The organism is Kitasatospora sp. NPDC048662 (assembly GCF_055587065.1).
In genome coordinates this window covers 175,506-200,831 of sequence record NZ_JBVJHA010000009.1, presented here as the reverse complement: position 1 = coordinate 200,831, position 25,326 = coordinate 175,506, and the positions used below count along the sequence as shown (strand labels likewise).

Below are 25,326 nucleotides of genomic sequence, written 5' to 3'. Positions count from 1 at the left end.
CTTCTCCTGATGACTTCTCTTTTCGATCCGGCGCGCCCGCGCACCCGCCTCGCCGCCGTACTGCTCGTCTCCGCCGCCACCGTGCCCGCCCTGCTGGCCGTCAGTCCGGCGCCCACCACCTCCGTCGCCCTGGCGCACTCGGTCTTCGCCGTGCCGGGCCATCTCGCCGTCCCGCTCCCGCTGCCGGCCTTCCCGGCCGCCCTCGCAGCAAGCCCGAACGTGTTTCACCTGCCGCCCGGTGCCTCGGTGCAGGCCGCCGTCGACGCGGCCCGCCCGGGTGATGTGGTGGAGCTGGCCGCGGGCAGCTACCCGGGCAGTGTCACCCTCACCACGGACGGGGTGACGCTGCGCGGACAGGGCGGCGGCCGCACCGTGCTGGTGCCCGATCCGGCGGACCACAGCGCCTGCGCCGCGGCCGGCAACGGGCTGTGCGTGACGGGTGTGGCGGACGACCGGGGGGCGCCGGTGCGGCCGGTGTCGGGCGCGGTGGTGGAGTCACTGGCGGTGGCGGGGTTCGCGAAGAACGGGATCGCCGCCGCCGTCACCGACAGGCTGACCGTCCGCGAGGTGACGTCCCACGACAACGGCCTGCAGGGCATCAGCGTGGAGATGTCGACCCGCACCATGGTGCTCGACAACGAGGCCCGGGACAACGGCCAGGCGGGGATCTTCATCGCCAACTGGTTCGACCGCAAGGGCGGCGCGCTGGAGACCCGCGGCACCCAGGTGGCGGCGAACCGGCTGAGCGGCAACCGGATCGGCCTGCAGCTGCGCCGGGTGCGCGACCTGACGGCGACGGCCAACCTGGTGTCCGGCAACTGCGGCGGCATCTTCGTGGTCGGCGACGACGGGGTGCCGCGGGCCGGTGCGCTGACCGTCGCCGGCAATGTGGTGCGCGCCAACAACCGTTACTGCGAGCCCAATCCGCGTCTGGACTCGGTCCAGGGGACCGGCATCCTGCTGACCGGCACCGAGGACGTCGCGGTCACCGACAACCTGGTCGTCGACCACTCCGGCGCCTCTCCGATGTCGGGCGGCATCGTGCTGTACCCGAGCGTGGTGGGCGCGCCGAACGCCCGTGCCGTCGTCACCGACAACACGCTGAACGACAACGTGCCCGCCGATCTCGCCGACCGCGATCAGGGCAACGGGGAGTCCTTCACGAACAACATCTGCCACACCTCCCAGCCCGCCGGCCACTGCTGACCGGCCTTACCGAGCCCTCCAGCCCCGACGAAAGGCCGCCACGCCCATGACCTCCGCCCCGACCCGACCGGTCCCGCCGTCCTCCTCCCCCGCGACGACCGGCCCCGCCACCACCCCCGCCACCACGACGCCTCCCGGTGTGCCGCCCGCGATGCTGTTGCGCGAGCTGGTCTTCGGCGCCGCCTGCGCGGGTGCGGTGCGCGCCGCCGCCAGTCTGAAGCTGGCCGACGCCTTGGACGATCAGCCCGCCACCGCCGAGGAGTTGGCGGTGCGGCTGGGCGTCGAAGCCGGCCCGCTGGAGCGCCTGTTGCGGGCCCTGGCCAGCTACGAGGTGTTCGCCCCCGCCGGTGACGGCCGCTACTGCCACACCCCGCTGTCGCGCCTGCTGCGCTCCGACGAGCCGGGCAGCCTGCGCGACATCGCGCTGTGGTGCACCGAGCCGTGGACCTGGCAGTCCTGGTCCCGGCTGGACGACGCGGTGCGCACCGGGCGCAGCGTGTTCGCCGACGCGTTCGGCAAGGAGTTCTTCCAGTACCTGCACGACGACGCGCCGGAGTCGGCGGCGCTGTTCAACCGGGCGATGACGCAGTCCAGCCGCCAGTCCGCGCAGGACCTGGCGGACTTCCTGGATCTGACGGGCATCGCCTCGGCCGCCGACATCGGCGGCGGCCAGGGCCACGTGCTGGCGGCCCTGATGGAGCGTCTGCCGGGCCTGCACGGCACACTGTTGGATCTGCCGAAGGTGGTCGAGCACGCCGATCCGCGGCTGCTGCCCGGTGGCCCGCTGGCCGACCGGGCGCGTCTGGTGCCGGGCGACTGCCGGGTGGCGATCCCGGTGCAGGCCGATCTGTACCTGGTGAAGAACATCCTGGAGTGGGACGACGAATCCACTCGCCGCACGCTGCGCAACCTGCGTCAGGTGGCCCGCCCGGGTGCCCGGGTGGTGATCGTGGAGAACCTGGTCGACGACTCCCCGTCGATGCGGTTCACCACCGCGATGGACCTGCTGCTGTTGCTCAATGTCGGTGGGGCCAAGCACACCCTGGGCAGCCTGACCGCGCTGATCGAGGAGTCCGGCCTGCTGCTGAAGGCCGTCGCCCCGGTGAACGCGTACCTGCACGCGTTCACCTGCACGGTGCCCTGACCCCCGCCCACCCACTGAGAAGCCGTCCGGACCACAGTGGTCCGGACGGCTTCTGGGTGACCTCGGCTACGAAACAGCGGCCGCCGCTTCCGCGGCCATTTCGGCGACCAGCGCGGTGGTGTGCCGGCCGGCCCGGAAGCGCGGGTCGGCGAGGGTGCGGCGCAGGTAGTCGGTGGTGGTGCGGACGCCGGGGCCGTCGATGCGGAACTCGGCGAGGGCGCGGTCGAGGCGGGCGACGGCCTGTTCGCGGTCGGGCGCCCAGGCGATGGTCTTGGCGAGCAGGGAGTCGTAGTCGGGGCCGATCGGCCAGCCGGGGTAGGCGTGGGTGTCGACCCGGACGAACGGGCCGCCGGGCGGGACGAATTCGGTGAGCAGCCCGGGGGTGGGCAGGAAGCCGCGTTCGGGGTCCTCGGCGTTGACCCGGGCCTCGACGGCGGCGCCGCGCGGGCGGACGGCGTCCTGGCGGAGTGTCAGGGGCTCGCCGGCGGCGATGGTGAGCTGTTCGCGGACCAGGTCGATGCCGGTGACCATCTCGGTGACGGGGTGTTCGACCTGGAGGCGGCAGTTGACCTCCATCAGGTAGAAGGTGCCGTCGGGGGCGAGCACGAATTCGAAGGTGGCGGCGCCGACGTAGCCGACGGCGAGGGCGCCGCGGACGGCGGCGGCGCAGATCTCGTGGCGCAGCGGGTCGGACAGGTTGGGTGCGGGGGATTCCTCGATGAGTTTCTGGTGGCGGCGTTGCACGGAGCAGTCGCGTTCGGCGAGGTGGACGGCGTTGCCGTGGCGGTCGCAGAGCACCTGGACCTCGATGTGCCGGGCGCCGTCCACGTAGCGTTCGAGGTAGAGCCGTTCGTCGCCGAAGACGGCGCGGGCGTGGGCGCGGGTTTCCTGGAAGGCGGTGGGCAGGTCGGCGCCGTCGCGGACCACGGCCATGCCGCGTCCGCCGCCGCCGGCGACGGCTTTGAGGATGACGGGGTAGCCGGTGCGGGCGGCGGTCTCGCGGGCTTCGGCGGGGCTGCGAACGGCGCCGGTGGAGCCGGGGAGGACGGGCAGTCCGGCTTCGGCCATCAGCCGGCGGGCGGCGGATTTGTCGCCGAGTTGTTCGATCACGTGCGGGGGCGGGCCGATGAAGGTGAGGCCGTTGGCTTCGCAGATCTCGGCGAAGTCGGGGTCCTCGGAGAGGAATCCGTAGCCGGGGTGGACGGCCTGGGCGCCGGTGAGCCGGGCGGCTTCGACGATGGACGGGATGTGCAGGTAGCTGGCTCTGGCGGCGGCGGGTCCGAGGTGGACGGCCCGGTCGGCGAAGCGGACCACCGCCGAGTCGCGGTCGGCGGTGGAGTGGACGGCGACGGTGCGGATGCCCATCTCCCGGCAGGTGCGGGCGATCCGCAGGGCGATCTCGCCGCGGTTGGCGATCAGCACGGTGGTGAACATGCGCGGGCCCCTTACGCGGGTTCGACGGCGATCAGGCGCTGCTGGAACTCCACGGCGGTGCCGTCGGCGACGAGGATCTCCGCCACCCGGCCGGCGATGTCGGCTTCGACGGGGCTCATCATCTTCATCACTTCGAGGATGCCGATGGGCTGGCCGACGGTGACGGTGTCGCCGACGGCGACGAACGGCGGCGCGCCCGGTTCGGGCGCGTGGTAGAAGGTGCCGATCATCGGGGCGCACACGTGGTGGCCGGCGGCTCCGGGCTCCGCCTCGGGCCCTGTCTCGGGTGCTGGGTGGGGGCTGCTGCGGTCCGGCGCGGCGGTCTCGTCCCATTCGACCTCGACGGCGGTGCCGAGGTGTTCGAGCCTGATCCGGCGGGGCGGGCGGGTGCTGGTGCGGGCGAGTTCGGCGACGCTGCGGCACAGGTCGGCGAGGTCCGCGACCCGGTCGGGGCCGCCGGATCCGTCACCGGTGAGGGCGATCCGTCCGTGGGACGGCTGGTGTTTCACCTCGACGGTCATGGCTGGCTCCAATCTGCCGCGTCGGGGCCGGTGTCGGCGCCGTAGCGGTGGAAGCGGGCCCGGCGGGCGGCGCGCAGCCGGTCCGGGTCCCAGGGGATCAGTTCGCGCAGGGCCTCGGTGACGGCGGCTTCCAGCAGGTCGGCCGCGGCGGCGTGGTCCTGGTGGGCTCCTTCGGGCGGTTCGGGGACGATGCCGTCGACGACGCCGAGGCTGAGCAGGTCGCCGGGGTGCAGGCGCAGCGAGGCGGCGGCGGTGGGTGCGGCCTGCGGGTCCTTCCACAGGATGGCGGCGCAGCCTTCGGGGCTGATCACCGAGTAGATGCCGTTGGCGCTGACCAGGACGCGGTCGGCGACGGCGAGCGCGAGGGCGCCGCCGCTGCCGCCCTCGCCGATCAGGACGGCGACGACGGGGACGGGCAGGCGGGCCATCAGGCGCAGGTTCTCGGCGATGGCGGCGGCCTGTCCGCCGGTCTCGGCCTCGGGTCCGGGGTTGGCGCCGGGGGTGTCGATCATGGTGACCACGGGCAGGCCGAGTTTCGCGGCGAGGCGCATCAGCCGGTTGGCCTTGCGGTAGCCGGAGGGCTGGGCCATGCCGAACCGGCGGCGTCGGCGTTCGCCCAGGTCGGTTCCGCCCTTGTGGTGGCCGATCAGGACGACGGGGGTGCCGGCCAGGCGTCCGGTGCCGGCGACGATGGCGGGGCAGTCCTCGGTGAGCCGGTCGCCGTGGAGTTCCTGGAAGTCGTCGACCAGGCGGCGGATGTAGTCGAGGGTGCTGGGCCGTTCGGGGTGCCGGGCGAGGCGGACGTTCTGCCAGGGGTCGCGGTCGGTGAGTTCGTCGGCGGCGCGCAGGATGGCGGTGGGGTCACCGGGGGGCCGGGGCGCCTCGGCGGGCCGCAGGCCGAGCAGTCGGCCGAGGACGGGGCGCAGGCCGATCCGGGGCACGACGTCGTCGACCATGCCGTGGGCGAGCAGGAACTCGGCGGTCTGGAAGCCGTCGGGGAGTTTTTCGCCGGTGGTCTGTTCGATGACGCGGGGTCCGGCGAAGCCCATTCGGGCGCCGGGTTCGGCGAGGATGACGTCGGCGAGGGTGGCGAAGGAGGCGGCGACGCCGCCGTAGGTGGGGTCGGTGATCACCGAGACGGTGAGGATGCCGGCTTCGTCGAGTTCGGCCATGGCCTGCGCGGTCTTGGCCATCTGCATCAGCGACAGCACGCCTTCCTGCATCCGGGCGCCGCCGCTGGCGGTGACCAGGACGAGTGGGGCGCGGCGCTCCAGCGCGAGGGTGGCGGCCTGGGTGATGAGGGCGCCGACGGCGCAGCCGAGGCTGCCGCCGAGGAAGCGGAAGTCCATGACGGCGGCGACGCAGGGTTGGCCCTCGATCTGTCCGGCGGCGACCAGCACGGCCTCGTGGAGGCCGGTGCGGTCGCGGGCCTCGTCGAGGCGGTCCTGGTAGGGGCGGCTGTCGACGAAGCCGAGCGGGTCGTGCAGGGCGGGCACCGGTCCGAGGGGTTCGGCGGTGCCCGGGTCGAGGAGTTGGGCGAGCCGCTGCGGGGCGGTGAGCCGTCCGTGGTGCCCGCAGTCGGGGCACACCTGCAGGGTGCGTGCGTAGCGTCTGCCGTAGACCAGGCCGGCGCAGCCTTCGCAGCGCACCCAGTCCGCCGGTTCGCTCTGTTCGGCCACGGCGGCTCTCCCTTCCGTGTACAGCGCAGGATGGTTCAGCGGTCCCAGCGGTAGAACTCGTGGGCCATGGCGTCCTTGGGGCTGCGCCAGGTCGACGGGTCGTAGGCGTCGACGTAGACGGCGAGCCGTTCGCTGATGTCGCGGAATTCGGGGTGGTCGGTGTACTTGGCGACCTCGGGTCCGGCGGGGCGCTCGGACTCGATCAGGTGGAGGTAGATGTCGCCGTACTGGAACAGGCTGCGGCCGTGGACGCCGATCAGTCCGGGCAGCGGGCCGCGGTCGGAGTCGGCGAAGACGCCGGCGATGTGGTCGGCGGTGCCGGGTTTCATCCGGGCGACGATCAGGGCGCGGTGCATGCCGGTCACCGGGCCGCGCCGGCGCGGTGTTCGACCTTGGCGCGGATCAGTTCCATCTGGACCTTGGAGTTCTGGTTGATCATGTCGGTCATCTGGAGGTCGTCGACGGGGGCGGTGGGCTTCATCGCGAAGTCCTGGATCCAGCGCATCCGGGTGCCTTGCGGGAGGTCCTCGTACTCCCAGCGGATCTCCATGAATTCGAACGGGCCGGGTTCGACGCGGCGGGCGCGGACGGTGAGCGCGTCGCGGTCGGTCTCGCGTTCGGAGACCCAGCTCCACACCTGGCCGTTCTCGTCGGGGTGCATGGTGAGCCGGAACTTCACCAGCGGGCCCTGCCGGTCGAGGACCTCGACGGAGGCGTACTCGCTGAACAGCTGGGGCCACTGCTCCAGGTCGTTGGTCATGTCCCAGACCAGGTCGACGGGGGCGTTGATGAGGATGGTGTTGTCGGTGTGTCCGGGCATCTCAGGCACCAGCTTTCACGGTGGAGTTGACGGTCTGCAGGAACTCGGCGACGGGGCGGCCGAGCAGTTCGGAGGAGTCGATGGAGACGCTGTAGCGGTTCTCCAGGTCGGCGAGGACGCCGAGCACCCCCAGCGAGTCGACGCCGAGGTCGAGGAACATGCAGCCCGGGTCGGCCAGTTCGTCGACGGTGACCTGGACGCCGGCCCGGGCCTTGATCAGGGTGGCGAGTTCCTCGTAGGTGATCTCGGATGCCATCTGTTGCTCCTAGCGGTGGGGTGGGGTCAGGCCCGGCGCAGCACCAGGGCGGTGTTGGAGCCCATCTGGCCGCGGCTGAGCACCAGGGCGGTGCGCAGTTCGGCGGGCCGCGGGTGGCCGATGACCAGGTCGAGGCCGTACGGGCAGTCCGCGGTGTGCGGGGTGGGCGGGATCAGGCCCTGTTCGAGGGCGAGCACGGCGGCGGCCACGTCGAGCGCGGGGGCGCCGCAGTGGGCGCGGCCGAAGCCGGCCTTGGGGGCGGTGACGGGGACGCGCTCGGCGTGTTCGCCGAGCGCGTCGGCCAGGGCGAGGGCTTCGGCGCGGTCGGCCTCGGGGATGCCGAGGGCGTCGGCGAAGACCACGTCGATCTCGTCGGGCGCGCAGTGTGCCTCGGCGAGGGCGCCGCGGACGGCGTGGGCGAGTCCTTCGCGGCTTTCGGCCCAGCGGGCGGCGCCGGTGAAGGTGGCGGTGTGTCCGGCGATCCGGGCCCGGGTGCGGGCGCCGCGCCGGCGGGCGGTGTCGGCGTCCTCGACCACGAACATGGCGCCGCCCTCGGCGGGGACGAAGCCGTCCGCGTCGGAGCCGAACGGCCGGTAGGCGCGGTCGGGGTCGTCGGTGGTGGACAGTCCGGGGTAGCCGAGTTGGCAGACCATCGAGTACGGGGCGATGGGGGCTTCGGCGGCACCGGCCAGGACGGTGTCGGTGCCGCGGCCGACGGCGCGGGCGGCGTGCGCGAGGGCGTCGAGGCCGCCGGCCTCGTCGGAGGCGACCACGCCGCACGGGCCCTTGAAGCCGCCGCGGATGGAGATCTGGCCGGTGGAGGCGGCGTAGAACCAGGCGATCGACTGGTAGGGGCCGACGTGGTGGGGTCCTTCGGCCCACAGGTGCTGGAGTTCGCGCTGGCCGAACTCGCCGCCGCCGGAGCCGGCCGCGGTGACCACGGCGACCTGGAACGGGTCGTCCGGCTGCGGTGTCAGGTCGGCGTCGGCCATGGCGAGTTCGGCGGCGGCCATCGCGAAGTGGGTGAACCGGTCGGTCTGCACCAGGTAGCGCGGCTCGACGTACTCTTCGGCGTCGAAGCCGCGCACCAGGCCGGCGACCCGCAGCGGGAGCCGCTCGCAGCCCTCGCGGTCGATGAGCGCGAGGGCGGAGCGGCCCTCGCCGAGGGCCTTCCAGTAGTCGTCGGCGCCGATGCCGTGCGGGGAGACCACGCCGACTCCGGTGATCACCGCGCTGCGGGTCGGGTTCATGCCGCCGTCTCCACTCTGCTCAGCACCACCGCGGACTGGAAGCCGCCGAAGCCGCTGCCCACCGACAGCACGTGGCGCAGCGGCAGTTCGCGGGCGGTGCGGGGGACGTAGTCGAGGTCGCACTCGGGGTCGCGTTCGGTGTAGTTGGCGGTCGGCGGGACCACGCCGTGGTGCAGGGCGAGGGTGCAGGCGACCAGTTCGATGGCGCCGATCGCGCCGAGCGAGTGCCCGACCATCGACTTGATGGAGCTCATCGGGGTGCGCCGGGCGTGCGCGCCGAGGGAGCGCTTGACGGCGGCGGTCTCGTGCCGGTCGTTCTGCTTGGTGCCGGAGCCGTGCGCGTTGACGTAGTCGATGGCATCGCCGGGCAGTCGCGCGTGGGCGAGGGCGCGGTCGATGGCTTCGGACATCTCCACGCCTTCCTGGGTGAGGCCGGTCATGTGGTAGGCGTTGCCGAAGGTGGCGAAGCCGCCGAGTTCGGCGTAGATCCGGGCGCCGCGCCGCTTGGCGTGCTCCCATTCCTCCAGCACGATGACGGCGCCGCCCTCACCGAGCACGAAGCCGTCGCGGCTCGCGTCGAACGGGCGGGAGGCGTGTTCGGGGTCGTCGTTGCGGGCCGAGGTGGCCTTGATGGCGTCGAAGCAGGCGACGGTGATCGGTGAGATCGGCGAGTCGCAGGCCCCGGCGACGATCACGTCGGCGCGGCCCTCCTCGATGCTGAGGGCGGCGTAGCCGACGGCGTCGAGGCCGGAGGTGCAGCCGGTGGAGACGGTCTGCACGGGGCCGTGCGCGCCGATCCGTTCGGCGACCGCGGAGGCCAGCGTGGCCGGGGTGAAGGCCCGCTCCAGGTGCGGCCGGGCGGGCCGGTGATCGACGTCCCAGTGCTCGCCGCGGCCGCTGACCAGCACGTAGTCGGCTTCCAGCCGGGTGGTGCCGCCGACCGCGGTGCCGAGCGAGACACCGATGCGCCAGGGGTCCTCGCGTTCGGGTTCGAGTCCGGCGTCGGCGAGCGCCTCGGCGGCGGCGACCAGCGCGAACTGCACGTAGCGGTCGTTGCGGGCGATCTGGTCGGCGGTCAGGCCGTGCGCGGCGGGGTCGAAGTCGCACTCGGCGGCGATCCGGGAGCGGAAGCCGTCGGGGTCGAACAGCGTGATGCCGCGGGTGGCGGTGCGGCCGGCGGTGAGCAGCGCCCAGAACTGCGGGACGCCGATGCCGCCGGGTGCGACCACGCCGATCCCGGTCACCGCGACCCGGCGGTTCACGAGGCTGCCCCTGCCGGTTCCGGCGGGCCGGCTTCGGAGGTGCTCTCCTCCTCGGTGTCGACGTGGCCGAGTTCGGGGCGGGGCGCGAGCGGCCCCAGGTGGAAGACCATCCGGGCCTGGCCGGCGCCGACGTTGCGGAACCGGTGCTTCATCCCGATCGGAATCATCAGGCCCTGGTTGGGCCGCAGCGGCTGGGTCTTGCCGTCGAGGTCGACCTCGAGTTCGCCGGACATCACGAACACGAACTCCTCGGAGTACGGATGGTAGTGCTCGCCGATCCGCTCCCCCGGTTCGACGATCGCCACCCCCATGAAGCCGCTGGTCGCGCCGACCGCCGTCGGGGTGAGCATGGCCCGCAGGTCGCCGCCGCGCTTGCGGTTCGGGGGCGCGTCGTCGACGTGGACGACTCGTGGCATCTCGGTGGTCACGGTGGACTTCCTTCCGGGCGTGGGATGTGCGGGGGCGGGTGGTCAGACGTCGGCGGAGCGGCGGTCGGTGACCGGGGTCATGGTGCATTCGGCGAGCAGGTGACGCAGGCCGTCGGCGCTGGGCACGGGGTGTTCGGCGGGGATGTCGGCGAGCTTGCCGAGCACCGCGGCGGCGCGCGGGCCGGCCACGCCGAGGGCGGTGGCGGGGTCGCTCGCGGGGTCGGTGAGCAGGTCCACCAGGCGGACCACCAGGTCCTCGCGGCAGTGGACGGTGGCGCGCACCAGCGGCGAGCCGGGGTCGGCGGCGGCGTGCTGGTCCTCGCCGGCCAGCAGTTCGGCGAGCGCGGCGCCGCAGCCGGGGCGGACCGGGTACAGGTAGGCGTGCCGCTGCACCGGGCCGGCCTTCAGCGCGGCGTGGTGGTGGACGGCGGGCAGCGCGGCGCGCAGGAAGAAGTCCCGGGCGGCCAGCGGGTCGTTCAGGTCGCGCTTCTCCTCCAGGTACGGGTTGATGGCTTCTTCGACGGCCCGCACCTCGGGTTGCTGGGCGACGTGCCGCAGCGCGGCGACCAGGTCGCCGGCGACTTCGACGCAGCGCACGATCCGGTTGCCGCGCATGAACAGCGAGGTGCGCAGCAGCCGGGTGGTGTCGTCGACCCGGGCCTGCGGGGAGCGGTAGCCGGCCAGCAGTTCGGCGGCCTTGGCCTCGGTGCCGGGCCGCACGGTGAAGCTGAGCGCGTGCCGCACCACGCCGTCGGGCCCGGGCCGGGGCGTGGCGGGCACGCCCGGGTGGTGCTCGCCGGGGCCCAGCGGGGCGGCGAGGCTGTCGATGGTGTGCTCGCCCTGGGTTTCGCGCAGCACGGTGTAGCGCAGCGAGCGGGTGTCGCGGACGCAGCCGTGCAGCGGCTTGACCATCTCGCGGTGGGCGGGGCTGTCGACCCAGGCGAGGAACGGTGGGGCGCTCTCCCATTCGCTGGTGATCAGCCAGCGGGACGGGTCGTCGATGGACTGGCAGAGCTGGTCACTGATGTGGCCGGGGACGGCGGCCACCTGGTGGCGCAGCAGTTCGTAGACGTTCAGGAAGTGGTCCTGGGCGCCGTCGTGGACGTCGAGCATCAGGACGACGCGAAGCCGGCCCGTGGCGGGCCGGCCGGTGGTGGCGGTCTCCTCGGTTGTGGAGAGCAGGGTCATGGCGGCGGATCCTGTCGTTTGTTCACATGGGCCCTCGGCCGGCCGGTGCCGTGCGGGTCGGCGGGCGGGGCGTGGTTCGCACTCGATCGTCACGGGGGTACGGGGGTGGCGCGAGAGTTCGCGGCCATCCGGGCGAAGCACCCTGCGTGGCCGTCGGTGGTGGGGGATGGATGTCGGGTCTGGCGCATCCAGCGCCCTGCACGGATGGAGCAGAGCTGATGAACACACAGATGGCGGACCGGGTGCCGGTCCTGGTCGCGGGCGGTTCCCTGGTGGGGCTGTCGGCGTCCCTCTTCCTCGGCCGGCTCGGCGTGCCGCATCTGCTGGTGGAGCGGCACGCGGAGACCTCCCGGCATCCGCGCGGGCGCGGCAACAACCTGCGGACCATGGAGCTGTTCCGGGCCGCCGGGGTGGAGGCGGACATCCGGGCGGCCGCGTCGGTGCTGGCCGACAACCACGGCATCCTGCAGGCCGAGACGCTGTCCGGCGGCGAGCAGGAGTGGCTGTTCCGGGAGATCGACCCCGGCGGGGGCCTGGCCAGGTTCAGCCCGTCCTCCTGGTGCCTGTGCAGCCAGAACGACCTGGAGCCGGTGCTGCGGCGGCACGCCGCCGCACGTGGCGACGTCCGTTTCAACACCGAGCTGGTCTCCTTCGAGCAGGACGCCGACGGGGTGACGGGGCTGCTGCTGGACCGTGCCACCGGTGAGAAGCGCGAGGTGCGGGCCGACTATCTGATCGCCGCGGACGGGCCGCGCAGCCCCGTCCGGGAATGCCTGGGCATCGGGCAGTCCGGGCGCGGCGACCTGTTCCACAACATCAGCGTCACCTTCCGGGCCAAGCGGCTGGCGGACGTGGTCGGGGACCGGCGGTTCATCGCCTGCTACCTGACCGACCCGGCGGGGGCGGGCGCGCTGCTGCCCGTCGACAACCGCGAGCAGTGGGTGTTCCACCTGCCCTGGCACCCCGAACGCGGCGAGAGCGTCGAGGACTTCACGGACGCCCGCTGCGTCGCGCACATCCGGGCCGCCGCCGGGGTGCCCGACCTGGAGGTGGAAATCACCGGCCGGGCCCCGTGGCACGCCGCCGAGCGGGTCGCCGACCGGTACGGCGCCGGGCGGGTGTTCCTGGTCGGGGACGCCGCGCACGAGATGCCGCCGACCGGCGCGTTCGGCTCCAACACCGGGATCCAGGACGCCCACAACCTGGCCTGGAAGCTCGCCGCCGTCCTGGCCGGCTGGGGCGGGCCGCGGCTGCTGGACTCCTACGAGAGCGAGCGCCGCCCGGTCGCCGTGCAGACCGCGGCCCGGGCGGCGGCCCGCTCGGTGGAACACCAGCACCCCGGTTTCGACGCCGCCCCCACCGGCGGGCCCCGCACCAACGTCCTTGCGGTGGCGCTCGGTTACCGCTACCCCGAGGGTGCGCTGGTCGGCGCGGACGCCACGGCGGGTGTCGTCCCCGAGCGCTTCGCCGCCACCGGCGAACCCGGCACCCGCGCCCCGCACCTGTGGCTGCGCGACGTCGCCGGCAAGCGGCTGTCCACCCTCGACCTGTTCGACGGCGGTCCGCTGCTGCTGGCCCCGGTCCAGGGCGGCCGGGCCTGGCCGACGGCCGCCCTACAGGTGGCCGAGCAGACCGGGGTGCCGGTGCGCTGCCTGCTGGTCGGCGAGGGCGGCGACCTGGTGCCCGAGCCGCCCGCCGACCCCCCGTCCGGCGCCCGCCCCACCGGGCCGGTCTCCCCCACCACCTGGCCCGAAGCGTACGGACTGCACCCGGGCGGCGCCGCGCTGGTGCGCCCGGACGGCTTCGTCGGCTGGCGCGCCACCGGCGCCGTCGGCGACCCGGCCGCGGCCCTGCGAGTCGCCGTCCGCGGGGTCGCGGGGCTGGCCTGAGGGGGAGAGCGCAACAGGGGCGCGGGGAACTGCGCGAAGGGGAACGCACCCAACCGTGAGATCGCAACGCAGGACAGTGACCTGCACTTGATCGCGACCTTGCGGACGTTGCGCTCCCTTCCCGCGCAGTTCCCCGCGCCCCCGGCTTCGCGCCCGCCGGCGTTTCGCGCCCACGACCCGACCCGACGTCATGTGACGGGGATCACGCCGCGGCAAGAACCCGGGCGCAAGCCCTCGCGTCTGGCAGGTGTGAGAGCACGCAGGAGAGCACTGCACGAGCTGGACGAGGAACGTCTGCTCCGCCTGGTCGCCAGGAGCGACCGGGCGGCGTTCGACGAGCTGTACCGGCGCACCGCCCCGTGGCTGGCGGTGCGCCTGCGCCGCCGGTGCGCGGACGAGCAGATCGTCGCCGAGGTCATGCAGGAGACCTATCTCGCGGTCTGGCGCGCGGCGGGCGCGTTCGCCGGCAGCGCGGTGGGCGGCAGCGCCGTCGGCTGGCTGTGGACCATCGCGGCCCGCCGCCTGGTCGACGCCTTTCGCCGCCGCGCGCACCACGCCGAGCCGCCGGCCGCCGCGGCCGGTACGGCCACCGCCCCGGCCGCCGAGGACGAGGCGCTGGCCGCGTCGGTCGGCGGCGACGTGGGGGACGCGCTGCGGCGCCTGGCCCCCGAACTGCGCGCGGTGCTGCAGGCCACCGTCCTCGACGGGCTCTCCGTCCGGGAGACCGCCGTCCTGCTCAGACTGCCCGAAGGCACGGTCAAGACCCGCGCCCGCCGGGCCCGGATCGCGATGCGGAAGGAACTGGCATGAAAGCGGAACACGCATCGGCCGGGCTGATCGACGCGTACGCGCGCGGCGGCGACGACCTGCCCGCGGACACCGTCTGGGCCCTGGAGGCCCACCTGGAGGACTGCCCGCACTGCCGGGGGCTGTTGACGGCCGCCGTGCCCGCCCGGGTGCCCGGCGTCGCGGCGCTCGTCGACTCCGTCCACGCCGCGCTGCTGCCGCAACTGGACGCGGCCCGCCCGGTGCCCGTGCGCCGCCGCCTGGCCAGGTGGCGGCCGGTCTGGGCCGCGCCGGCCGTGGTGCTCTGGCTGCTGACCGCCGTCGCGGTGATGCTGCTGGCGCTGGTGCTGGACGCCGCCGGGCCGCCGGACCTGTCCGGCCAGGTGTCGCCGCTGCTGCTGGTGGCGCCCGTGCTGCCGCTGTGCGCGGCCGCCGCGACCTGGGCGACCGGCCTCGACCCGGCACACGAACTGACCGCCGCCACCCCGCGCTCCGGCCTCCCGCTGCTGCTGCGGCGCACCGCCGCCGCGCTGGCCGCAGTGGTGCCGGTACTGCTGGCGGCGGGCCCACTGACCGGGGCGATGACGGCCGCGCAGTGGCTGCTGCCCTCGCTCGCCTTCACCACCACCGCGCTCGCCCTCGGCAGCGTCATCGGCGTCGGCCGCGCCGCCGCCGCGCTGATCGCCGTCTGGGCCGCCGCCGTCGCGGCCCCCGTCTGGGCCACCGGCCGCCTGCCGTTCGTCCTGCGGCCCGAACACCTGCCCGACTGGGCGGCGCTGCTCGTCCTCGGCGCCACCACCGTGCTCGCCCGCCGACGCGCCTACTCCACACCCCGCACCTGACCCCTCCCCGCCAGAAGGACCCACCCCCCATGCCACGCACCATCAGCACGACCCCCGCCACACCGCCACCGCACTGACCGCCATTCGCACCTGCGGCCCGAACAGCTGCCCGGCTGGGCGCCACTCCTCGTCCCCGGCGCCACCACCGCGCCCGCCCACCGACGCGCCTACTCCACACCTGACCCCTCCCCATCGGAAAGAACCACCCCCATGCCACGCACCATCAACACGACCCCCGCCACACCGCCACCGCACTGACCGCCCCCTGGGCCACCGGCCGCCCGCCCTTCGCGCCTGCGGCACCAACAGCTGAGCGCCACTGCTCGTCCCCGGCGCCACCACCGCGCCCGCCCACCGACGCGCCCAGCCCACATCTGACCCCTCCCCGCCGGAAGGACCACCCCCCATGCCACGCACCATCAACACGACCCCCGCCACACCGCCACCGCACTGACCGCCCTCCGGGCCACCAACTGGGCGCCACTTCTCGCCCTCGGCGCGCCGCCACCTCGCCCGCCCGCCGACGCGCCTACTCCGCACCTGACCCCTCCCCATCGGAAGGAACCACTCCCATGCCACGCGCCATCAGCGCGGCCTCCGTCGCGCCCAAAACCCATGCCTGGGAGATCCGGGCCGAGGGCCTGCTCGTCCGGGCCGGGCGCAAGAAAATGGCCGTCAATGGCCTCGATCTCCGCCTGGGCACCGGCGCCCACGGCCTGCTCGGCCCGAACGGGGCGGGCAAGACCACCCTGATCCGGGCGCTGGCCACCGTGCTGCGCCCGGCCGGTGGCGAACTGGAACTGCTCGGCACCGCCGCCGGCCGCGCCGACCTGCGGGCGCTGCGCCGCCGGATCGGCTACCTGCCGCAGGACTTCGGCTACTACCGGCGCTTCACCGTCCGCGAGTTCGTCGAGTACATGGCCTGGTTGAAGGAGGTCCCGAAGGCCGAGATCCCGGGCGCCGTCCAGCGGGCGGTGGAGCGGGTCGGCCTCGCGGACCGCGCCGATCACCGGATGAAGACGCTGTCCGGCGGCATGGTGCGGCGGGCCGGCATCGCCCAGGCCATCGTCAACGATCCCGACCTGCTGCTGCTGGACGAGCCGACCGCCGGGCTGGACCCGGCGCAGCGGCTGCGTTTTCGCGAACTGCTGCAGGAACTCGGCCGGGACACCTGCGTGGTGGTCTCCACCCACCTCGTCGAGGACGTTGCCGCCGCCTGCTCCGACGTGGTGCTGTTCGCGGACGGCCGCCTGGTCTTCCAGGGCACCCCGGAGGACCTGGCCGCCGCGGGCGGCCCCGAACACCCGGGCGACAGCCCGCTGGAGCGCGGCTACTCGGCGCTGCTCCGTCACACCGAGCGGCCCGGGGGTATCTGGTGAACGTACGTGTCCTGCGGACCGAGCTGCGTCGCTCGGCCGCGCCGTGGGCCGGGCTGCTGGTGCTCGGCGGCTCGCTGGCCGTCCTGTTCGCGATCGACGGCATCTGGTGGCGCGGCACGGCCGGCTGGACGGCGCAGTGGACGTCGATGGCGATGTGGACGCGCTGGCTGCTGGGGTTCTGGTTGCCGCTGACGGTCGGTGTCGGCGCGCTGTACGGCCTGCGCGACAAGCGTTCGGGGACGGCGGAGCTGTTCGGCACCGTGCCGAAGCCGGCCTGGCGGCGCGCCGCGCTGCCCGCCGGGGCGATGGCCGGGGTGCTGGTGACCGGGTTCGGCCTGGTGGTGACGGCGGGCGCGGTGCAGGTGGCGCTCGGCGACACCGGGTACCGGCCGCTGGGCTGGGTACCGATCTCGCTGGTGGCGGCGCTCGCCCTGGTGGCGGCCGCGGTGTTCGGCATGGGCGTGGCCCGGACCGTGCCGTCGGTGTTGACTCCGCCCGCGCTGGTGGTGCTCTCGCTGGTGGCGACGGGCCTGCTGCGGTTCACCGGCGACGGTGCGACGCCCCGTGCCACCGTCACGCCGAACCGGCTCGCGCTGCTCTCCCCGGTGACCGTCGATCCGCGCGAGTCGCTGCTCACCCTGGCCGGTTCGGTCCACCTCGGCCAGACGCTGTGGCTGCTGGGCCTGGCCGCGACCGGCTTCGCCCTGCTGGTCGCCGCGTCCCGGCGGGCCCGGCTGCTGGCCCTCGCCCCTGTGCTGGCGGGCGCGGCCCTGGCGCTGGCGGTACTGCCCGGCGACGCGCGCCACACCTACGTGGTGGATCCGGCGGCGGCGCGGCCGGTGTGCGACGGGCCGGTGTGCGTGACCGCACTGAACCGGGCCCGGCTTCCTGAGCTGTCGGCGCGCAGCGCCGAGGCACTGCGGGTCCTGCACGGCGTGCTGGGCGAGCGGGCTCCGCAGTCGGTCACCGAGGACAGCACACTGCACGCCCTCGGCGACCTCCGGCAGGTGTCCGCCGGAACGATCCTGGTGGACTTCGACGAGCGGGAGTTCGACGGGAAGAGCGGGCTGGACCTCACCCGCGCCCTGGTCGGGCAGGGCCTGGTGCCGACCTGCTACCCGCGCACCGGCCGGGAGGGCGGCTCGGTCGAGGACGCCACCGTGCAGAGCATCGCCGCGAGCTGGGCGCTCGGCGATAACACCATGGTGCCGGTGGAGACTCCGGGCGCCGGCACGTACGACCAGCAGGCCTGGGAGGAGGCCCGAACCGTGTGGACGGCGTTCACCGCCGCTCCCCCGGCCGAACAGCGGGCCCGGATCGCCGCGCTGCACGACGCCGCGCTGTCCTGCTCGATGAAGCACCGTCTGCCTGTCCTGACCGGATCGGAGGCCCGATGAACTGGCTGGTGCTGTACGCCCGTTCGCGTCAGGTGCTGCTCTCGGCCGCCGTCGTCACCGCCGTCGCGCTGGCCGTGTGGGCGCTGGTGGACGGCGCTCCGGACGGCTCGGAGGACCGGGGGACCACCGCCCTCGTGCTGACCGCGAACGTACTGGCGGCCATCGTCGGCCTCGGCGGGCAGGACACGGTGCTCGACCGCACCGCCGCGATCCGCTGGGTGCCGCGCCGCGTCGCGCACGTCCTGCTGATCGGCGCCGCCGCAGGGACGGCCCTGCTGGCCGTCCAGGGGGCCGGGCCGCATCTCGCCGCCACCTCGGTGGTGGTCCGCGACAGTGCGGGCCTGGTGGGTCTGGCCGCGCTCGGCACCGCCTGCTGGGGCACCACGTACGCGTGGACGCTGCCGACCGGCTGGCTCGCTCTCACCATGCTGGTCCCGCCGATGGCCGGCCGGCCGGGCCACGTGGCCTTCTGGCTGGTCCAGCCCGCAGGCACCACGGCGGCCACCGCGACGGCGGCGGCGCTGCTACTGGTCGGCACCACGCTGTACGGCTGCGCCGGGCCACGGCGGTAGGCCGGCCGCCAGGGCTGAGGGAACTGCGCGACAAGCGCAAGGCCCGTCCGCAGGGTCGCGATCACGTGCAGGTCATTGTCGTGCGTCGCGATCTTGCGGTGGGGTGCCTTCCGCTTCGCGCAGTTCTCCCCCAGCCCTGGCGGGCCGGGAGGTACCCCCACGCGCCCCTGTTTTCGCGCCCTCTCGCGCCCGCACCGCTCCGGCACTCAGTCGCGGAGGGCAGCGAGCAGGGCGAGCAGGACGAAAGCGATCACCACGGCGAGGCTGAGCTGGAAGGCGCCGGGGTAGTCGGCGGGGGTGTGCAGGTGGCCGAAGAAGGTGGCGCCGACGGTGGCGATGCCGGCGGCGGAGCCGATGCGTTGGGCGGTCTGCAGGACGCCGCCGGCGCTGCCGGCCCGGGCGACGGGCACCTCGTTGAGGGTGAGGGCCTGGTTCGGGGAGACGACCAGGCCGCTGCCGAGGCCGGCCACCAGCAGCGGCAGGGCGGTGGCCCAGCCGACGAACGGGCCGTTGAAGAGGTGGACGGCGAGTGCGGCGAACGCCAGGCCGATGGCGACGGTGGCCAGGCCGAACGCGATCAGCCGCCGCCCGTAGCGGACCACGATCCGTCCGCCGACGGTGGAGGCGACCGCGGAGGCCAGTGCGAACGGGGTGATGGCCAGGCCCGCGTACAGCGCGCTGTAGCCGCGGCCGGCCTGCAGGTACAGCGTGAAGACGAAGAACACGGCGGTGAACCCGGCGAAGTACAGCAGTGACACCAGCGAGCCGGAGGTGAAGGAGCGGGTGCGGAACAGCGCGGGGTGGACCAGCGGTTCGCGGTGGCGGGCGTACCGGAGCTCCCACCCGGCGAAGGCGGCCAGCACCAGCAGGGAGCCGGCCAGCAGCAGCCACTTGCGGGGGTCGTGCCACTGGGCCTGGACCAGCGGGAGCAGCAACAGGACGGTGCCGGTACCGAGCAGCAGCACGCCGGCCGGGTCGAAGTCGCGGCGGGCGCAGGTCTCGGGGGTGGGGGCGGGCAGCAGGCGGCCGGCGAAGGGGAGCAGGGCGAGGCCGATCGGGAGGTTGACGTAGAAGACCCAGCGCCAGCCTTCCTCGGTGCCGAACGCGGCGATCAGCAGGCCGCCGAGCATCGGGCCGACGGCGGTGGAGAAGCCGATGGTGGTGCCGAGCAGGCCGAACGCCCGGGCGCGTTCGCCGCCGCGGAAGAGTTGCTGGATGAAGCCGGAGACCTGTGGCACCAGCAGTCCGCCGGACATGCCTTGCAGCAGGCGGGCGGCGACCAGCCAGTCCTCGCTCTGGGCGGCGCCGGCCAGGGCGCTGGTGGCGGTGAACGCCGCCAGGCCGGTGAGGAAGACCGGGCGGCGGCCGATCGCGTCGCCGAGCCGCCCCGCGGGGACCAGGACCAGGCCGAACGCCAGTGAGTAGCCGGACAGCACCCATTGGAGTCCGGCTTCCGACATGTGCAGGCCGGTGCGCACGGACGGCAGCGCGACATTGACGATCGACACGTCGAGCAGCGTCATGAATCCGGCGGCCAGGCACACCGCGAGGGCCCGCCAGCGGCGCACCCCGGTGCTCGCGCCGCTGGCGGTCGTGGGCTGGGCCATACGTGTGTTCCTTCCGTCCGGCGTCCAGTCTGGGCGGCGCGGGCGGTGGCGGGCGGGCGGCGCGCCGGGGTTGACGATCGGTCGGATGATCTCAAGTCAGGCGTCGGGCAGCAGGTCGAGGGCCAGCTGCCGGGCGTCGGCGAAGGCGGGCGGGGTGGCGCCGAGGTCGGTGAGGGTGGTGATCACCACGGCGTCCACGCCGGTCAGCCAGTTGCTGGTCTTGGACTGCACCACCGCGATCTGGGTGTGCTCGGTTCCGTCGCACTCCACCTGGGCGGGTGAGGTGCGGGTGGAGCCGAAGGCGATGGTGGCGGGATCCTCGGGGTCGGTCTGCTCGACGGAGGTGTTGAGCGAGCGCGGGCCGTCGGTGGGGGCGCAGGTGTAGGTGAGTTCGACCTGGACCCGGCTGGGGACCTTCGGATCGATGCCGACCCCGGTGATCGCGATGACGGTCGCGACGTCCGAGTCCTCGGTGTCGGGGTCCTGATCGGCGAGGGCGGCGGGTGCGAGGGCGGCGGGCGCGAGGGCCAGGCCGAGGACGAGGGCGGTGACGGCGGCGGGGAGGCGCAGTTGCACGGCGGGGCCTTCCGGACGGAGGGGGTTTCTCCGACTGTCCGTCAGCCCCGCCGGGCGGGCGAGCGGTGGCCGCCGAGCGGGTGTCACTGCGGCGTGTTTGCGCCCCGGAGGTCAGCCGGGCCGGTAGGGCAGTTCGATCTCGGCCCAGACCACCTTGCCGTTCTTGGTGGGGCGGGTGCCCCAGCGGTGGGCGAGTTCGCTGACCAGGTGGATGCCGCGGCCGCCCTCGTCCTCCTCGGCGGAGCTGCGCAGCCGGGGCGGCTGGCCGCCGGCGTCGGAGACCTCCAGGGTGAGGGTGCGGTCGCGGAACAGGCGCAGCCGGCGGGGGGCGTCGGCGTGCAGCAGGGCGTTGGTGACGAGTTCGCTGACCACGAGTTCGGCGTAGTCGGTGAGGGTGGACAGGCTCCAGCTGTCCAGGGTGGCGCGGGTGAAGCGGCGGGCACGGGCGGGCAGCGGGCCTTCGGTGGGGAGGACCAGGGTGGCGATCCGGTCGGCTGGCACGGGCAGCGCCCGGGCCATGATCATCGCGATGTCGTCCTCGGTGCCGTCGGTGACCAGCGCGGCCAGTGCCGCGTCGCAGCTCTCCTCCAGGGTGCGGCCCGGGGCGGCGAGGGTGCGGGCGAGCAGGTCGATGCCCTCGTCGATGTCGCGGCCGCGGCGTTCGACCAGGCCGTCGGTGTAGAGCGCGAAGGTCGAGCCGGGCGGCAGGGTGAACTCGGTGGATTCGAAGGCGCCGCCGCCGATGCCGAGCGGGACGCCGGGCGGCAGGTGCATCACGTGGGCGCTGCCGTCGGGGTCGACGCGCACCGGCGGGAGGTGGCCGGCGGAGGCGATCACCACGCTGCGGTCGACGGGGTCGTAGACGGCGCACACGCAGGTGGCGAACTGGCCGTCGCCGATCGCGGAGGCGGTCTCGTCGAGCCGGGCGAGGACCTGTTCGGGCGACAGGTCGAGGGTGGCCAGGGTGCGGGCGACGGTGCGCAGTTGGCCCATGGTGGCGGCGGCCCGGATGCCGTGGCCCATCACGTCGCCGACCACCAGGGCGACCCGTCCGCAGGACAGTGGGACCACGTCGAACCAGTCGCCGCCGACCTCGCTGACCACGCTGGAGGGCAGGTAGCGGTGGGCGATCTCCAGGCCGAGGGTGCGGTGGATCTCCTGGGGCAGCAGGCTGCGCTGCAGGGTGAGGGCGGTTTCGCGTTCGCGCCGGTAGAGGCGCGCGTTGTCGATGGCGAGGGCGGTGCGGGCGACGAGTTCCTCGGCGAGCGAGACGTCGGCGGCGCTGAACGGCTCGGGGTTGCGGGTGCGGATGAACTCGGCGCCGCCGAGCACCATGCCGCGGGCGCTCAGCGGCACCAGCAGGTAGGAGTGGATGCCGGCGGCGATGCCGGGGGCGACCCGGTCCTCGCTGGGCACGATGCCGCGCAGCACCTCCTCGTCCACCTGCGGTTTGTACAGCGGGCGGCCGCTGCGCATGCACTGGGTGTAGGTGCGTTCGGCGCCGTACTCGGTGGTGCCGCCGACCTGGTCGGCGGCGCCGGTCAGGCTGGTGCCGTAGGCCTCGCCGACGGCCAGGGCGCGGACCTGGACGGCCTTTCCGGGCTGGATCGGGGCGGGTTCCTCGCCGCGCACCACCGGTTCGAGCAGGTCGACGGTGGCGAAGTCGGCGAACCGCGGGACGACCGCCTCGACCAGTTCCTCGGCGGTGCGCTGCAGGTCGAGGGTGGTGCCGATGTGGGCGCTGGCGGAGGCGATCAGTGCCAGGCGTTCCTGGGCGCGGGCGGCGCGGGCCTCGGCCTGGAAGCGCTCGGTGACGTCGATGATCGAGGAGGAGACGCCGAGCACCCGGCCGGTGGAGTCCTCCAGCCGGAAGTAGGACGCCGACCAGGCCCGGTCGTGGTGCGGGTCGGCGGGGACGCGGCCGTGCGAGCGGGCGTCTATGACGGGTTTTCCGGTGGCCAGCACCTGCCGCATGACGGCTTCGACCTCGGCGGCGTTGATGCCGGGCAGCACGGCGGTGATCCGCCGGCCGAGGTGCTGCTCGGCGGTGAGGCCGTTGATCCGGGCGAGCGCCCCGTTGAGGCGGACGAAGCGCAGGTCGGTGTCGTAGACGGCGAGGCCGATCGGCGACTGGTTGAAGAAGCCGTCGAAGACGGCCAGGTCGGACTCCACCTCGTGCAGGGCGTGCAGGTCGGAGGCGGTGGCCAGCAGCAGGGTGCGGCCGTCGGGCTCCACTATCGGGTAGGTGTGGAACTCCAGCTCGACGGTGGAGCCGTCCCGGCGGCGGACCCGGTGGGTGCCGGACCAGCCGCGGCCGGCCAGCAGTCTGCGGAACAGTTCCTCGCCGGCGTCCGCCCCGTCGTCGGCGAGCAGCAGCTGGGCGGGGTGCGCGCCGAGGGCGTCGCGGGCGGGCCAGCCGGTGAGGGCCTCGGCCTCCTCGCTCCAGTGCAGGATGCGGCCGTCCTCCTGGACCAGCGCGGTGGCCAGCGGGACCAGGCGGTGCCCGGCCAGGCGCGCGGAGGCGGCACCCGCCGCGTCGCGGCCGGGCGTCTGTTCGAATCCGTGCGTGCTCAGTTGGCCACCTGCCCGGTACCTTCCCCGGTTCTGCCGGTCGTTCCGGCTTCCACCAGACTGCACGGCCTGTCGCACGCCTGCGACTGGTGATCGTGCGGGCGACGTGACCGAAGGTGAGAGTCTCCTCGATCCGGGCCATTCCGGGCAAGGGGAAGACGGTGATCTGCCGGTTTCACGGCCGGTCAGGGCGGTGTCCGGGCGCTCAGCCGGCCAGTGCGGCGTCCAGCAGGCGCGACCACTGGCGGACGATGCCGACCCGGCGCGGGCCGTCGTCGGTGAGCAGGTTGGCCAGGCCGAGGCCGCGGGCGAGGTCCAGCGTCGCCTGGACGGTCTCCCGGACGCCGGTGGCGCTCTCGTCGGCGCCCAGCCATTCGACGGCGGCCCGGTGCGCCTCGCGGCCGACGTGGTTCTCCAGGGTGACGATCCGCTCGCGCAGCGGCTGTTCGGTGGCGGCGGCCACCCACAGGTGCAGGGCGGCCCGGAACAGCGGGCCGGTGTAGAGCCGGACGATCATCTCGACCACCGCCTCGGTGCGCGCGGGCCCCGGCGGCGGAAGCTCGCTGACGTGCGCCAGGACGGCGGCCAGCCGCTCGGCGGCGACGTGTTCGACGGCGGCGGTGAACAGGTCCTCGCGGGTGCGGAAGTGGTGCTGGGCGGCGCCGCGGGTGACGCCGGCCCGTTCGGCGACCGCCGAGACGGTGGAGCCGTTCCAGCCGACCTCGGCCAGGCACTCCACCGCCGCCTCCAGCAGCCGGCGGCGGGTGGCGCGACTGCGGTCCTGCTGGGGGGCGCGGGCGGCGGGGGTGCTGGTCGTCATCGGCGGCTCCTGCTCGGCTGGGTGGTCTGGGCGTCCCGATCCTCGCAGACCGTCAGCCGCCTGCGGCGCGGTCCCGCAGTTCGCGGCGGAGGATCTTGCCGCTGGCGGACTTCGGGACGGCGTCCAGGAACTCCACTTCGCGCACCTTCTTGTACGGGGCGACCCGGCGGGCCACGTACTCGATGACCTCCTGCTCCGCGAGTTCGCACCCGAACGCGGGCACCACGTACGCCTTCGGGCGTTCGGTGCCCTCGGCGTCGGTGACGCCGATCACCGCGGCGTCGGCGATGGACGGGTGGGTGAGCAGCAGGGCCTCCAGTTCGGCCGGGGCGACCTGGTAGCCCTTGTACTTGATCAGCTCCTTGACCCGGTCGACCACGTGCAGGTAGCCCTTGCCGTCCACGTGGCCGACGTCGCCGGTGTGCAGCCAGCCGTCGGCGTCCACGGTGGCGGCGGTTTCGGAGTCGCGGCCGAAGTAGCCCTTCATCAGCTGCGGGCCGCGGAACAGCAGTTCGCCGTCCTCGCCGGGGCCGAGGTCGCGGCGCGGCTCGTCGAGGGACAGCACCCGCAGTTCGGTGCCCGGGACGAGGCGGCCGACGGTGCCGACGGGCGGGTGCGGGTCGTGCGGCGGGACGAGGTGGGTGGCCGGGGAGAGCTCCGTCATGCCGTAGGCCTGGAGCAGGTGCGGCAGGCCGAGGCGGCGGGCGCAGGCGGCGGCGAGTCCGGCGTCCAGCGGGGCGGCGGCGCTGAGCACGTAGCGGACGGAGGACAGGTCGTAGCGGTCCACCAGCGGGTGCTTGGCGAGCGCGAGGGCGATCGGCGGGGCCACGTACACCGCTTCGATGCGGTGGTTCTGGATGGCCGTCAGGAACTGCTCCAGGTCGAAGCGGGGCAGCACGACGACGGTGCAGCGGGCGCGCAGGGGGCGGTTGAGCAGAGCGGTCAGGCCGTAGATGTGGAAGAAGGGGAGGACGGCGAGGATGCGTTCGCCCGGGGCGGTCTTCAGCAGCCCCTCGATCTGGGCGAGGTTGGTGGAGACCGAGCGGTGGGTGAGCATCACGCCCTTGGGCAGGCCGGTGGTGCCGCTGGAGTACGGGAGCACGGCGAGGTCGGTGGCGGGGTCGAGTTCGGGGGCCGGTTCGGGGGCGTCGGTGGCGGCGAGGTCGGCGAGCGAGCGGTGGCCGGCGGCCTGGTCGCAGACGAAGATCTCGGCGACCGGATGGGCGGCGGCGGCCTCCAGGGCGACCGGCAGGAACGCGGAGACGGTGATGATCCAGCGGGCCCCGCAGTCGCGCAGCTGGCCGGCGAGTTCGGCGGCGGTGGCGAGCGAGCTGACCGGGGTGACGGTGGCGCCGGTGCGGGTGGTGCCGTAGAACGCCAGCGGGTAGGCCACGGTGTTCGGGCTGAACAGCGCCACCACCTCGCCCTTGCCGACGCCGGCCGCGGCCAGCCCGGCGGCGATCCGGCGGCTGCCCGCGTCGAGTTCGCGGTAGCTGACGGTCCGTCCGGTCAGTGCGTCGATCAGGGCCGGCCGGTCGGCATGCTCGCCGGTGGCGCAGTCGCCGAGGACGGCGTCGTGGATGGGCCGGTCGAGCGGGGCGACGGTCGGGTAGTCGCTGTGGAACACCATGCGGGCCTCCGGGGCGGGCTCGGGGGTCGGGGTGGCGGCGCTGTCCTGTTCGGTGGTGCTGCTCGTGTG

23 protein-coding genes are annotated in these 25,326 nt (G+C 74.1%); 8 read left to right on the top strand and 15 right to left on the bottom strand.

All coding sequences use genetic code 11. The features are described from left to right. The first annotated feature begins 9 nt into the window (after positions 1 to 9). Positions 10 to 1,206: a right-handed parallel beta-helix repeat-containing protein gene (locus tag ACZ6R9_RS24265; protein WP_380478623.1), complete on the top strand. Its 1,197-nt coding sequence runs from the start codon at positions 10 to 12 to the stop codon at positions 1,204 to 1,206. 46 nt (positions 1,207 to 1,252) lie between these two features. Beyond that, positions 1,253 to 2,350 carry a methyltransferase gene (locus tag ACZ6R9_RS24260; protein ID WP_380478625.1) on the top strand — a complete coding sequence of 366 codons (1,098 nt, stop codon included), beginning with the start codon at positions 1,253 to 1,255 and terminating at the stop codon, positions 2,348 to 2,350. Positions 2,351 to 2,416: 66 nt separating this feature from the next. On the opposite strand, the gene ACZ6R9_RS24255 is transcribed toward ACZ6R9_RS24260, so the two are convergent. From ACZ6R9_RS24255 to ACZ6R9_RS24210, 10 genes are read right to left on the bottom strand one after another with little or no spacing between them, the layout of a single operon-like run. Continuing rightward, complete coding sequence (locus tag ACZ6R9_RS24255; RefSeq protein WP_380478627.1) at positions 2,417 to 3,784, bottom strand: acetyl-CoA carboxylase biotin carboxylase subunit; 1,368 nt, start codon at positions 3,782 to 3,784, stop codon at positions 2,417 to 2,419. Positions 3,785 to 3,795: 11 nt separating this feature from the next. Then, complete coding sequence (locus ACZ6R9_RS24250; RefSeq protein ID WP_465540295.1) at positions 3,796 to 4,305, bottom strand: acetyl-CoA carboxylase biotin carboxyl carrier protein; 510 nt, start codon at positions 4,303 to 4,305, stop codon at positions 3,796 to 3,798. Continuing rightward, positions 4,302 to 5,984 carry an acetyl-CoA carboxylase, carboxyltransferase subunit beta gene (gene accD / locus ACZ6R9_RS24245; protein ID WP_465540293.1) on the bottom strand — a complete coding sequence of 561 codons (1,683 nt, stop codon included), beginning with the start codon at positions 5,982 to 5,984 and terminating at the stop codon, positions 4,302 to 4,304. Before accD ends, ACZ6R9_RS24250 begins: the two co-directional genes overlap by 4 nt. 35 nt (positions 5,985 to 6,019) lie before the next feature. Further along, a complete protein-coding gene (locus ACZ6R9_RS24240; RefSeq protein WP_380478633.1) occupies positions 6,020 to 6,340 on the bottom strand; it encodes a TcmI family type II polyketide cyclase in 321 nt (106 codons plus the stop codon). Between the two features lie 5 nt (positions 6,341 to 6,345). Next, a complete protein-coding gene (locus tag ACZ6R9_RS24235; RefSeq protein WP_380478635.1) occupies positions 6,346 to 6,804 on the bottom strand; it encodes an SRPBCC family protein in 459 nt (152 codons plus the stop codon). A 1-nt stretch (position 6,805) separates the two neighbouring features. Continuing rightward, on the bottom strand, positions 6,806 to 7,060 hold the full coding sequence (locus ACZ6R9_RS24230) for an acyl carrier protein (protein ID WP_380478637.1): 255 nt from the start codon (positions 7,058 to 7,060) through the stop codon (positions 6,806 to 6,808). A gap of 26 nt (positions 7,061 to 7,086) precedes the next feature. Further along, on the bottom strand, positions 7,087 to 8,310 hold the full coding sequence (locus tag ACZ6R9_RS24225; RefSeq protein WP_380478639.1) for a beta-ketoacyl synthase N-terminal-like domain-containing protein: 1,224 nt from the start codon (positions 8,308 to 8,310) through the stop codon (positions 7,087 to 7,089). Further along, positions 8,307 to 9,572, bottom strand: a complete 1,266-nt coding sequence (locus ACZ6R9_RS24220) for a beta-ketoacyl-[acyl-carrier-protein] synthase family protein (RefSeq protein ID WP_380478641.1) — start codon at positions 9,570 to 9,572, stop codon at positions 8,307 to 8,309. The genes ACZ6R9_RS24225 and ACZ6R9_RS24220 overlap by 4 nt, the downstream gene beginning before the upstream one ends. Beyond that, a complete protein-coding gene (locus ACZ6R9_RS24215; protein WP_380478642.1) occupies positions 9,569 to 10,000 on the bottom strand; it encodes a cupin domain-containing protein in 432 nt (143 codons plus the stop codon). The genes ACZ6R9_RS24220 and ACZ6R9_RS24215 overlap by 4 nt, the downstream gene beginning before the upstream one ends. A gap of 42 nt (positions 10,001 to 10,042) precedes the next feature. Further along, positions 10,043 to 11,188 (bottom strand): SchA/CurD-like domain-containing protein, encoded by a 1,146-nt coding sequence (locus ACZ6R9_RS24210; protein WP_465540290.1) that lies wholly within the window; start codon positions 11,186 to 11,188, stop codon positions 10,043 to 10,045. A gap of 218 nt (positions 11,189 to 11,406) precedes the next feature. Between ACZ6R9_RS24210 and ACZ6R9_RS24205 the strand changes: the two genes are divergently transcribed. The 6 genes from ACZ6R9_RS24205 (at position 11,407) to ACZ6R9_RS24180 (ending at position 18,053) form a co-directional block, all read left to right on the top strand. Beyond that, the gene (locus tag ACZ6R9_RS24205; protein WP_380478646.1) at positions 11,407 to 13,077 is read left to right on the top strand and encodes an FAD-dependent oxidoreductase; all 1,671 of its coding nucleotides are present in this window, start codon (positions 11,407 to 11,409) and stop codon (positions 13,075 to 13,077) included. Positions 13,078 to 13,326: 249 nt separating this feature from the next. Further along, a complete protein-coding gene (locus ACZ6R9_RS24200) occupies positions 13,327 to 13,887 on the top strand; it encodes an RNA polymerase sigma factor (protein ID WP_465540288.1) in 561 nt (186 codons plus the stop codon). Continuing rightward, a complete protein-coding gene (locus ACZ6R9_RS24195) occupies positions 13,884 to 14,705 on the top strand; it encodes a zf-HC2 domain-containing protein (protein WP_465540286.1) in 822 nt (273 codons plus the stop codon). The genes ACZ6R9_RS24200 and ACZ6R9_RS24195 overlap by 4 nt, the downstream gene beginning before the upstream one ends. A 572-nt stretch (positions 14,706 to 15,277) precedes the next feature. After that, complete coding sequence (locus ACZ6R9_RS24190; RefSeq protein ID WP_465540284.1) at positions 15,278 to 16,084, top strand: ABC transporter ATP-binding protein; 807 nt, start codon at positions 15,278 to 15,280, stop codon at positions 16,082 to 16,084. Next, positions 16,081 to 17,481, top strand: a complete 1,401-nt coding sequence (locus ACZ6R9_RS24185) for a hypothetical protein (RefSeq protein ID WP_465540283.1) — start codon at positions 16,081 to 16,083, stop codon at positions 17,479 to 17,481. The genes ACZ6R9_RS24190 and ACZ6R9_RS24185 overlap by 4 nt, the downstream gene beginning before the upstream one ends. Continuing rightward, a complete protein-coding gene (locus ACZ6R9_RS24180; RefSeq protein ID WP_465540281.1) occupies positions 17,478 to 18,053 on the top strand; it encodes a hypothetical protein in 576 nt (191 codons plus the stop codon). The genes ACZ6R9_RS24185 and ACZ6R9_RS24180 overlap by 4 nt, the downstream gene beginning before the upstream one ends. Positions 18,054 to 18,259: 206 nt before the next feature. On the opposite strand, the gene ACZ6R9_RS24175 is transcribed toward ACZ6R9_RS24180, so the two are convergent. The 5 genes from ACZ6R9_RS24175 to ACZ6R9_RS24155 all read right to left on the bottom strand — a co-directional run bounded on the left by ACZ6R9_RS24175 (position 18,260) and on the right by ACZ6R9_RS24155 (position 25,257). Then, a complete protein-coding gene (locus ACZ6R9_RS24175; protein WP_380478658.1) occupies positions 18,260 to 19,660 on the bottom strand; it encodes an MFS transporter in 1,401 nt (466 codons plus the stop codon). A gap of 96 nt (positions 19,661 to 19,756) precedes the next feature. Next, a complete protein-coding gene (locus ACZ6R9_RS24170) occupies positions 19,757 to 20,236 on the bottom strand; it encodes a hypothetical protein (protein ID WP_380478660.1) in 480 nt (159 codons plus the stop codon). 111 nt (positions 20,237 to 20,347) lie between these two features. Continuing rightward, the gene (locus ACZ6R9_RS24165; RefSeq protein ID WP_380478662.1) at positions 20,348 to 22,873 is read right to left on the bottom strand and encodes a SpoIIE family protein phosphatase; all 2,526 of its coding nucleotides are present in this window, start codon (positions 22,871 to 22,873) and stop codon (positions 20,348 to 20,350) included. Between the two features lie 139 nt (positions 22,874 to 23,012). Beyond that, positions 23,013 to 23,627 carry a TetR/AcrR family transcriptional regulator gene (locus tag ACZ6R9_RS24160; protein ID WP_380478664.1) on the bottom strand — a complete coding sequence of 205 codons (615 nt, stop codon included), beginning with the start codon at positions 23,625 to 23,627 and terminating at the stop codon, positions 23,013 to 23,015. 52 nt (positions 23,628 to 23,679) lie between these two features. Beyond that, a complete protein-coding gene (locus ACZ6R9_RS24155) occupies positions 23,680 to 25,257 on the bottom strand; it encodes an AMP-binding protein (protein WP_465540279.1) in 1,578 nt (525 codons plus the stop codon). Positions 25,258 to 25,326 lie beyond the last annotated feature (69 nt).

Excerpts from the sequence above, each read along its gene's own strand:
- ACZ6R9_RS24235 (WP_380478635.1), bottom strand. The coding sequence starts at position 6,804 with ATGCCCGGACACACCGACAACACCATCCTCATCAACGCCCCCGTCGAC.
- ACZ6R9_RS24175 (WP_380478658.1), bottom strand. The coding sequence starts at position 19,660 with ATGGCCCAGCCCACGACCGCCAGCGGCGCGAGCACCGGGGTGCGCCGC.
- ACZ6R9_RS24210 (WP_465540290.1), bottom strand. The coding sequence starts at position 11,188 with ATGACCCTGCTCTCCACAACCGAGGAGACCGCCACCACCGGCCGGCCC.
- ACZ6R9_RS24190 (WP_465540284.1), top strand. The coding sequence starts at position 15,278 with ATGCCACGCGCCATCAGCGCGGCCTCCGTCGCGCCCAAAACCCATGCC.
- ACZ6R9_RS24180 (WP_465540281.1), top strand. The coding sequence starts at position 17,478 with ATGAACTGGCTGGTGCTGTACGCCCGTTCGCGTCAGGTGCTGCTCTCG.
- ACZ6R9_RS24160 (WP_380478664.1), bottom strand. The coding sequence starts at position 23,627 with ATGACGACCAGCACCCCCGCCGCCCGCGCCCCCCAGCAGGACCGCAGT.
- ACZ6R9_RS24255 (WP_380478627.1), bottom strand. The coding sequence starts at position 3,784 with ATGTTCACCACCGTGCTGATCGCCAACCGCGGCGAGATCGCCCTGCGG.
- ACZ6R9_RS24240 (WP_380478633.1), bottom strand. The coding sequence starts at position 6,340 with ATGCACCGCGCCCTGATCGTCGCCCGGATGAAACCCGGCACCGCCGAC.
- ACZ6R9_RS24265 (WP_380478623.1), top strand. The coding sequence starts at position 10 with ATGACTTCTCTTTTCGATCCGGCGCGCCCGCGCACCCGCCTCGCCGCC.
- ACZ6R9_RS24205 (WP_380478646.1), top strand. The coding sequence starts at position 11,407 with ATGAACACACAGATGGCGGACCGGGTGCCGGTCCTGGTCGCGGGCGGT.
- ACZ6R9_RS24260 (WP_380478625.1), top strand. The coding sequence starts at position 1,253 with ATGACCTCCGCCCCGACCCGACCGGTCCCGCCGTCCTCCTCCCCCGCG.
- ACZ6R9_RS24195 (WP_465540286.1), top strand. The coding sequence starts at position 13,884 with ATGAAAGCGGAACACGCATCGGCCGGGCTGATCGACGCGTACGCGCGC.
- ACZ6R9_RS24230 (WP_380478637.1), bottom strand. The coding sequence starts at position 7,060 with ATGGCATCCGAGATCACCTACGAGGAACTCGCCACCCTGATCAAGGCC.
- ACZ6R9_RS24155 (WP_465540279.1), bottom strand. The coding sequence starts at position 25,257 with ATGGTGTTCCACAGCGACTACCCGACCGTCGCCCCGCTCGACCGGCCC.
- ACZ6R9_RS24250 (WP_465540295.1), bottom strand. The coding sequence starts at position 4,305 with ATGACCGTCGAGGTGAAACACCAGCCGTCCCACGGACGGATCGCCCTC.
- ACZ6R9_RS24225 (WP_380478639.1), bottom strand. The coding sequence starts at position 8,310 with ATGAACCCGACCCGCAGCGCGGTGATCACCGGAGTCGGCGTGGTCTCC.